The sequence below is a fragment of the Microcystis sp. LEGE 08355 genome, from assembly GCF_015207185.1.
Taxonomy (GTDB): Bacteria; Cyanobacteriota; Cyanobacteriia; order Cyanobacteriales; family Microcystaceae; genus Microcystis; species Microcystis panniformis.
Map to the genome: position 1 here is coordinate 1 of NZ_JADEXI010000142.1, position 9220 is coordinate 9220.

Consider the following 9220-nt stretch of genomic DNA (forward strand, 5'->3'; position numbering starts at 1 on the left):
CCCCACTTCCCGCGGGCCAGAAAAGGGGTGAGCTAATAAGTTTAGTGATAAGATGACCGAATTGTAAGCGGGGACTTGATATGGCAGAAACCCTATTATTTAATGCTTTGCGACAGGCGATCGATGAGGAAATGGGCCGCGACCAGACAGTATTTGTTTTAGGTGAAGATGTGGGTCATTACGGCGGTTCCTACAAAGTTACCAAAGATCTCTACAAAAAATATGGCGATTTAAGGGTTTTAGATACTCCCATCGCTGAAAATAGTTTTACGGGCATGGCAGTGGGGGCAGCCATGACGGGATTGCGTCCGATTATTGAAGGCATGAATATGGGTTTTCTTCTGCTTGCCTTTAACCAAATTGCCAACAATGCCGGGATGTTACGTTATACTTCCGGCGGTAATTTTAAAATCCCCATGGTTATCCGCGGTCCGGGGGGTGTGGGGAGACAATTAGGTGCGGAACATTCCCAACGTTTAGAGGCCTATTTTCACGCGGTACCTGGCCTAAAAATTGTCGCTTGTTCCACTCCTTACAATGCCAAAGGTTTATTAAAATCGGCGATTAGAGATAATAACCCCGTGCTTTTCTTTGAACACGTTCTTCTCTATAATCTCAAGGAAAATTTACCTGATAGCGAGTATCTTTTACCCCTCGATAAGGCGGAAATCGTTCGCAAGGGAGAAGATATCACCATTCTCACCTATTCGCGGATGCGACATCACTGTTTACAGGCATTAAAACAGTTAGAAAAAGATGGCTATGATCCAGAAATTATCGATTTAATTTCCCTGAAACCCTTTGATATGGAGACGATTGCCGCTTCGATTCGCAAGACTCATAGGGTGATTATCGTGGAAGAATGTATGAAAACGGCGGGAATTGCTTCCGAGTTAATTGCTTTAATTAACGAGCAGTTATTCGATGAATTAGATGCCCCCGTGTTAAGATTATCTTCCCAAGATATCCCCACACCTTATAACGGTAATCTAGAAAGATTGACGATTATTCAACCTAATCAGATTGTCGAAGCTGTCCAAAAAATGGTCGGTGATCGCATTTAAAAAATTCTCCTTTTGATACTGAAGTTATGCAGAGACAAAATTGGTTATTGTTACTGATCATCGGCCTGGTTGTTGCCTCGATCATCATCCTGATTAAGTTACCCCTACAATTAGGTTTGGACTTGCGCGGTGGTAGTCAATTAACCATTCAGGTTAAACCCACTGAAACCGTGACAACCATTCAACCTAATGATTTAAAGGCCGTACAAAATGTGATTGAAAATCGCGTTAATGCCCTCGGTGTTTCTGAATCATTAGTGCAGACTGTGGACAGTAAAAATCAGGTAATCGTGCAACTACCCGGTGTCACAAATCCCAAAGAAGCTGAGAGAAACTTAAATGTTCAGGCCCAATTAGAATTTCGTCAGCAAAAACAAGGTACAGAAGGAGAATTCCGGGCTGAATATTCAATTTTTCAACAAAAAAAAGCGGAATTAGCCGCCCTCAAAGGCGAGAATAAACCCGAAAATGCCGCTAAAATTGCCGAACTAGAACAATCTCTGCAAAAATCTAAAGAGGCGATTTTAAATTTATTTGAATCGGTGGACTTAACTGGAAAAAATCTGCAAAATGCCACTATTAGTTCCACCCAAGGGACTAACTGGGAAGTGGCCATTACTTTCGATTCGGAAGGGGGCAGTAAATTTGCCGAACTGACTAAAGCGATCGCAGGTACTGGTCGCAGTATTGGGATTTTCCTCGATAATGAATTAATTAGCGCCCCTGTGGTTGATGTGCAGTTTGCCCAAACGGGAATCACAGGAGGCCGGGCCGTGATTACTGGTAATTTTACCGCCGAAACTGCCAACGATCTAGCGATTCAATTGCGCGGTGGTTCCCTACCTTTCCCTGTCAAAGTGGAAGAAATTCGCACCGTCGGGGCAACTTTAGGCCAGGATAGCATCCGTCGCAGTATCTACGCTGGTTTAGTGGGTTTACTGTTAGTTTTAATCTTCATGGCGGTTTATTACCGTTTACCCGGGATTATTGCCGATGTTTCCCTGATTATCTATACTATTCTCTCTCTGGGGGCTTTTGCCTTAGTGGGAGTCACCATGACGTTACCCGGTATTGCTGGATTTATCCTCAGTATCGGCATGGCAGTTGATGCAAATGTACTAATTTTTGAGCGTACCCGGGAAGAATTAAGGGCCGGAAAATCCCTATTTCGGGCGGTGGAGTCGGGATTTTACCGGGCTTTTTCCAGTATTCTTGATAGTAATGTCACTACTTTAATCGCCTGTGCTGCCTTATTTTGGTTGGGTTCAGGATTAGTCAAAGGTTTTGCTTTAACTTTAGCCATTGGGGTAGCTGTGAGTATGTTTACCGCTTTAACCTGTAGTCGCACTCTCCTGTTAATCACCGTGTTAAACGTCCCTAGCATTCGCCAAAAACCCCAACTTTTCTGCCCCAATTTACCGGTAAATCAATAATCAGTTATCAGTTATCAGTTATCAGTTATCAGTTATCAGTTATCAGGAGTCGGTCGTCAGGAGTCGGTCGTCAGGAGGAGATAGGGTGATAGGGAGATAGGGAGATAGGGTGATAGGGTGATAGGGTTTTGGGGTGATAGGGTGATGAGACAACTTCCCCACTTCCCCACTTCCCCACTGATTACTGCTTACTGATAACTGAAAAATCTCCCCACTCCCCAAATCCCTTTTTTCCTTTTTCCTTTTTCCTTTTTACTTTTTACTTAATCGATATGGCATTTAACGTTACAAAACAGCGTAATTTTTGGTGGACAGTCTCGGCCCTGCTGACGATTGGTAGTATTTTGGCCATGGTAATTTCTTGGTTCACTATTCAAGCGCCTTTGCGACCGAGTTTAGATTTTGTTGGTGGTACGAGAATTCAGATAGAATTAGCCTGTGCCAAAAAGAATAACTGTGAGAAACCCTTAACTACTGCCGAAGTGCAAGTGATTTTAGACGAGGAGGGATTGGGTAACAGTAGTGTGCAGGTGTTGGATAAATATACTTTATCGGTGCGGACGAAAACCCTCGCAGAAGAACAGAGAACGAAATTACTCGACACCTTAAACCAGACAATTGGCACCTTTGACCCCGAAACCAGTCAAATCGATACAGTTGGGCCGACCATCGGTCAAGAATTATTTAGGTCAGGATTTTTAGCTTTATTAGTTTCCTTTTTTGGCATTGCCGCCTATCTCAGCTTCCGTTTTCAACGGGATTACGCTTTTTTTGCCATTGTCGCCCTGCTGCACGACGTTTTGATCACTGTAGGGGTCTTTGCGGTTTTAGGCTTAATTGCGGGGGTAGAAGTGGATAGTTTATTTTTGGTTTCCCTATTGACAATTGTGGGCTTTTCTGTTAATGACACAGTGGTAATTTATGATCGCGTGCGGGAAAATTTTGTTAATACCCCCGAATTATCCGTGGATGAAATTGTCGATAATGCGGTGAGTCAAACCCTAACTCGTTCAATTAATACCACCCTGACCACTTTATTGCCTCTGGTGGCGATTTTTCTCTTTGGTGGCACCACCTTAAAATATTTTGCCCTAGCTTTAATTATCGGTTTCGTAGCTGGGGCCTATTCGAGTATTTTTATCGCTAGTACCCTACTAGCTTGGTGGCGCAGTCGTTCCCATCGACCCACACTCAATTACAGTTAGGATGCCATTGGTGAAGAATCAGTGGTTCTTGGATGGGTCGTAATAGTAATTTCAACCTGTTGATTGAGACGACCCAAAATTGATATCAAACGGTCAATAGTAAAGCGTCCCAAATTAGCACGGCGAATCTGGACAAATTCACTGTGATTAATTCCAGTTCGCACTTGAGCATCGCGGGTTGATAAGTCTTCCTTCTCCAGAACCTTGATAATTTCAGCAGCAAGCAGTGCTTTCGCTTGTCGCACGTCCGCATCTACATCGCCAAAATCGCGGTACACATTCCCGCTACCTTGTACCAGTTCAAGTTGTTCTTCACTCATCGGAAATTTTGGGTCTGAAACCCCGCCGTTCTAGGTTGGCTTTACGTTAGAATTAAAAGGCCAGTCTCGAAAACCAAGTGGACGGCGCAGCACCGTTCGGCTGAGCTCACGGCCGAAGCCTTGAAAACTCGGCTTAGGGGGTTCCGACCAGAAAAGCTTGGCCGGGTAAAAAGTCGCGCGCAACAAGTACAAGAAGCTATAGGCGGTCAACGTACCGTGGGACACACGGAATCGGGCTTCTGAAATGGGGCGAAAGTCTGTGGACTCTGTGTAAGACAGTACATGGTTTTTTAACTGTGGTATGCGACGGTGGTGGAAGCAGAAACTTAAATCGTGAGGTTTAGGAATCGCCGCACTTTTAGGGCGGCGAGGATGTCAAGAGAGTTCCTCCTTCAATCCCTTGAGCCGTGCTTTGATAACTGATACCACCTGTCAAGCCCCATTATATCTGTTGAAGTTTTTGCTTGTGTCAATCAAAGCGGCAATCGCCTGATAATATCTGGTAGTGCGATTGCTAATCTTGTAGGTTGGGCCCGTTGTGGGTAAACAATAAATATATTTTCGTAACAGAAAGCTCATGATTCATGGATGATAAGCCGTAATAACCAGACTTCTATCGACACTATAAATTGCTTCAACACGACGAAAACTAGAATGATTCCACCAGACTTTAATTCTATTTCCCTTGGCTGGAGCAGACCCAACAACGGTATAACCAGCATTGAACATCAATTGTTCAAAAACTTCTGCTGGCATTGTTTTAGATGAAATGGGAGAAAGACCATCAATTTGATGCTTATCGAGGGTCATAACTCCCTTTATAGGTTGTGAAAATTTGATAACCAGGTAAAACTAAGCTGATACCAGCAAAACTATGTATTGTTCCTGGATAACTTTCTTCTGCATCACTACCCCCCAATCGCCAACAAAAAGAACCCAACCAAATATAAAAGCCTGGAATCAGTGCGTCCATAGAATAGGCAATATCTTTTAACCGAGGGTTAACTCCGTTTGATGATCCCTTTTTTTGGGAAACTTTTATTTTCATTTATTTTCATTATTTTAAACTTATACTTATTTAAGAATGATACCATATTTTTGTTAGCATTGACGATGACAATTATCACAATGTCCACACTTAAACCCTTTGGCGCGATTGCTGATATGGTAGGTTGGGTTGAAGCATGAAACCCAAAGCTAATCAAAGATATTTGAAGGCCTTATTATCTTCAACCGTCCCATCGAACTAAGATAGTACAAGCTTAAAGATGGCTGTTAGTCACCAGCTAAATTTTTTGACCAATTGGGTCAAATTACTTCAAGAGATTTGATTGCGAACACCACTAAAAGCGGCATAGGCGATCGCTATAGCATCCACAGCATCATTAATGGGCATTTTTGTCAATCCGAATAAATACTTAATTTGTTCAGCCACCTCAGCTTTAGTGGCCTTACCATGGCCCAGATGACATTTCCAACTAGCTTGATGGAGGAAAATCGGTTCAATTCCCCCATCGCGACAGCTAACCAGATTGATAATTCCCAATGCTTGCAGGACTCCACCAGCTGCCTTGATTTGCCGGTTAAAAAAGGGCATTTCCACGGCAATTTCCCCTGGTTTATATTCTGCGATTAACTCCTTTAAATCCCGTTCAATTTCGATCAAACGCTGGGCAGTAGAAAGATTTTTAGAAGTTTCGATCGTGCCATAATCGACTAAAATCGGCATTAACTCACTATTATCCCGGAGAATAGCCCAACCGACAATCGCTAATCCGGGGTCGATACCCAACCAAGTAGTCATAGATTAAGCCAAAAAATCTTGGACGATTTCGAGGATTCTTTGGGATGCTTGTCCATCTCCAAAAGGATTAATGGCATTAGCCATACGATCATAGGCGATTTTATCCCCTAATAATTCTCCCGCTTCTGCTAAAATTTGCTCTGGATTAGTCCCAATTAATTTCGCTGTTCCCGCTTGCACTGCTTCTGGTCTTTCCGTGGTTTCTCGCAATACTAAAACCGGTTTTCCTAAACTAGGGGCTTCTTCTTGAATGCCCCCGGAATCAGTTAATAATAAATAACAGCGTTGAATCGCCCCCACTAACTCGGCATAATCGAGAGGTTCAGTTAAAAATACCCTAGGATGATTGCCCAAAGCGGACTGAATTGGTTCTCGGACAGTAGGATTGCGATGCAGGGGTAATAATAGGGCCGTATCGGCATATTTTTCTAGTAACAAAGTGAATCCTTTGATAATATCCTGTAAGGGTTCGCCCCAATTTTCCCGGCGGTGAACCGTGGCTAATAAAACCCGATAATCTGACCAATTTAAGCCCGCAATTTGACATTTTGGGGCAGTTTTAGCCACGGTTAATAAAGCATCAATAACTGTATTGCCGGTGTGGTGAATATTTCCCGTCACCCCAGATTTTTGTAAATTTTCTACGGCTAAAGTAGTGGGAGCAAAATGTAGGGTAGTCAGTTGAGAAATTAGGCGACGATTAGCTTCTTCGGGATAGGGATTATAGATATCATTAGTTCTTAATCCTGCTTCTACATGGGCGATAGGAATTTGTTGATAAAAAGCCGCTAAAGCAGCAGCAAAAGCAGTGGTAGTATCACCTTGCACAATAATTAAATCTGGTTTTATGCGCTCAAAAACCGTTTCTAAACCCCGTAAACTGCGGCAAGTAATATCAGTTAACGTTTGACGGGTTTGCATAATATCGAGATTTTCATCTGCTTTTAAAGCAAATAATTCCATCACCTGCGCCACCATTTCTTTATGCTGTCCCGTCAGAATTACATGGGTTTGAAACTGTTGCGATTCTTGAAAAGCACGAATAACGGGAGCTAATTTAATCGCTTCGGGACGAGTTCCAAGAGTAATACAAATTGATTTCAACATATTATTATCAGTTATCAGTTATCAGTTATCAGTTATCAGATGTGAGTTTTCAGTTCACTGATTACTGATAACTGAAAATCACTTGAATTGTGCTGTTTTGTCATTTTTCACTGGTGGGGGGGTGTTGAACGATAAATTGGGGATAGAGTTGCATTTGCTTAGGATTTAAAGAAGGTCGAGAGATGGTCAAAACTTTTTGTTTAGCTAACTCTTGAGTCATGGTATCCAAAGTTTGAGCGATACGCAAATTATATTCTAATTGTTCCCCAGAAGAAAGCAGATTACTTAAGCCATCAATTAAACGTCTTAAATTATCGCGAAATTGGGGATCGCCGATTAACTCATCGATATCGGAGGTGATTTTTTGAGTATTTTCAAAAGTCACCCGAGCGGATTCGAGAGTTTTTTGCAACACGACAATTGTAGCAGGATCGTTAATAGTTTTAGTAATTTCTCGTAAATTATTCGATGTTTCCACCGCATTATTCAAAATCGTCTCGATATTTTGCATGACTTGTTTAGTATCAATTTCATCTAAACCAGCATTCAACCTCAGGGCGGTATTATTGAGATTATTAGCGAGACTACCAATACCTAAACTAGCTTGATTAATATTATCGAGAGTATTAACAATTTGTCCCCGATTTTCGCTGAGAACACCATTGAGATTAGCGACTAATTGGGAAGATTGTTGAAAAGTTCTGCTGATTTGACTGCGATTTTCCTGAACGGTACTATCTAAAGTATTGATAAAACGCGAGGCATTATTAGCCGTATTAGTCACCGAGCGACTGGTGGTAGCTAATTCCAAAGATAGACGAGAGATTTCTCTTTGGGCATTACGGATAGTTTGGGAGGTATCATCGGATAAACGGGCGATTTTTTTGGCCGCTATAGCGGTATTTTTGGTGACATCATTGAGATTACCCACAAATTCAGGACTGGTAAAAGTATCCACTAAACGACCAACACTAGACATTAATTGTGTTCCTGTTGTCCCCTGTAAACGACTATTATTACAGAGAATTAACTGTTGATCACAGTCGGGACTCAGAGGGTCGAGATTTTTGGCCTCAGCACTTAAAGAAACTAAGGGAGTGATATCGATGGCTGCCTCCCCAATTAATCCGGAAAGATTGGTAGTAACAGTTACCTTCCTAGGCATAACTAAAGTAGCAGAAGCAATCTCGCCAATAACTTCCACTTGATTACTCCCCGGGATAAAACTCGTAATTCTTCCCACTCTCACCCCGCGAAAACGCACCGGTGCCCCGACTTGTAACCCTTCCACGTCGGCAAACTCGAAGATTAATTGATAGGTTCTTTGACCAAATCCCCCCCCGCGAACCCAGATAGCGAGCGCCCCAAAGACCAATAATCCGCCTAGGGCAAACAAACCTAGTCTTCCTTCCCGTAAAGCTCGCGAACTCTGCATGATTTTTCTCTCATTCTCGATAGTTCTTAATTTAGATTAATCTAGCTTAAACGATTGTTCTAATCGGACCTTCAATGCTGGCGCTAAAAAATTGCCGAATCATGGGATGATCGGTACGATCGATATCTGCCACTAATCCCTGCCATTGCACTTTTCCCTGATAGAGAAATACTACTCGATCGGCGGTGCGTCGGATGGTACTTTGTTGGTGAGAAACCATCACATAGGTGTTCGCAGACCCCGATTTTTCATGGAGAGTCCGCACTAGATCCTCGATAATTGTGGAAGCTATCGGGTCTAATCCCGCGGTAGGTTCATCATATAGCAATAATTCGGGATTATCGGCCTGATTATCGGGATTAGTGATAATAGCGCGGGCAAAAGCCACCCGTTTACGCATTCCCCCCGATAGTTCCGAGGGATAAAGGTCACTGATTCCCTGTAAACCGACCATTTCCAGGCTTTCTTCCACTAATTCCCTAATTCTGGCTTTTTTTAAATTAGTTTGTTCATAAAGATAAAAACCGACATTTTCCCCGACGGTGAGAGAATCAAACAGGGCCGTTTGTTGAAAAACTAAGGAAGTTCGCATCGCTTCCCGACCATCTTCTAGCAATCCCTGACGCAATTGACCTTTAATACGAATTTCTCCCGCATTTATCCCCGTTAATCCCGCAATTACTCGTAAAACCGTCGATTTTCCCGTTCCCGACGGCCCGATAATTACCAGGGCCTCCCCTCGATAAATGGTTAAATCTAAACCTTCGAGAATAACATTATCCCCGAATCTTTTCGATACTCCTCTCAATTCAATTAACGGTTCTTTCATCGTCGCTTAATTATCTTATAACC

General features: G+C 42.7%; 10 protein-coding genes. 3 read left to right on the top strand and 7 right to left on the bottom strand.

The annotated features are described in order from the left end of the window. The first annotated feature begins 80 nt into the window (after positions 1–80). From IQ242_RS09515 to secF, 3 genes are all read left to right on the top strand, one after another. Positions 81–1064: an alpha-ketoacid dehydrogenase subunit beta gene (locus IQ242_RS09515; RefSeq protein WP_002742584.1), complete on the top strand. Its 984-nt coding sequence runs from the start codon at positions 81–83 to the stop codon at positions 1062–1064. A 26-nt stretch (positions 1065–1090) separates the two neighbouring features. Further along, positions 1091–2497: a protein translocase subunit SecD gene (secD, locus tag IQ242_RS09520; protein WP_193959801.1), complete on the top strand. Its 1407-nt coding sequence runs from the start codon at positions 1091–1093 to the stop codon at positions 2495–2497. A 272-nt stretch (positions 2498–2769) separates the two neighbouring features. After that, positions 2770–3702 carry a protein translocase subunit SecF gene (secF, locus tag IQ242_RS09525; protein WP_193959802.1) on the top strand — a complete coding sequence of 311 codons (933 nt, stop codon included), beginning with the start codon at positions 2770–2772 and terminating at the stop codon, positions 3700–3702. Here secF and IQ242_RS09530 read toward each other — a convergent pair. From IQ242_RS09530 to IQ242_RS09560, 7 genes are all read right to left on the bottom strand, one after another. Next, positions 3699–4022 (bottom strand): helix-turn-helix domain-containing protein, encoded by a 324-nt coding sequence (locus IQ242_RS09530; protein ID WP_193959803.1) that lies wholly within the window; start codon positions 4020–4022, stop codon positions 3699–3701. The two genes, secF and IQ242_RS09530, sit on opposite strands and share 4 nt — an antisense overlap. A gap of 582 nt (positions 4023–4604) precedes the next feature. Next, positions 4605–4832 (bottom strand): hypothetical protein, encoded by a 228-nt coding sequence (locus IQ242_RS09535; RefSeq protein ID WP_193959804.1) that lies wholly within the window; start codon positions 4830–4832, stop codon positions 4605–4607. After that, positions 4819–5070, bottom strand: a complete 252-nt coding sequence (locus tag IQ242_RS09540; RefSeq protein WP_002771409.1) for a hypothetical protein — start codon at positions 5068–5070, stop codon at positions 4819–4821. Before IQ242_RS09540 ends, IQ242_RS09535 begins: the two co-directional genes overlap by 14 nt. Positions 5071–5340: 270 nt before the next feature. After that, entirely contained in the window at positions 5341–5826 is a 486-nt protein-coding gene (locus IQ242_RS09545) for a crossover junction endodeoxyribonuclease RuvC (RefSeq protein ID WP_016514371.1), read from the bottom strand. 3 nt (positions 5827–5829) lie between these two features. Beyond that, positions 5830–6933 (bottom strand): non-hydrolyzing UDP-N-acetylglucosamine 2-epimerase, encoded by a 1104-nt coding sequence (gene wecB / locus IQ242_RS09550; protein WP_193959805.1) that lies wholly within the window; start codon positions 6931–6933, stop codon positions 5830–5832. 100 nt (positions 6934–7033) lie between these two features. Then, a complete protein-coding gene (locus IQ242_RS09555; protein WP_193959806.1) occupies positions 7034–8368 on the bottom strand; it encodes an MlaD family protein in 1335 nt (444 codons plus the stop codon). A gap of 46 nt (positions 8369–8414) precedes the next feature. Then, on the bottom strand, positions 8415–9197 hold the full coding sequence (locus IQ242_RS09560) for an ABC transporter ATP-binding protein (protein ID WP_002771405.1): 783 nt from the start codon (positions 9195–9197) through the stop codon (positions 8415–8417). Positions 9198–9220 lie beyond the last annotated feature (23 nt).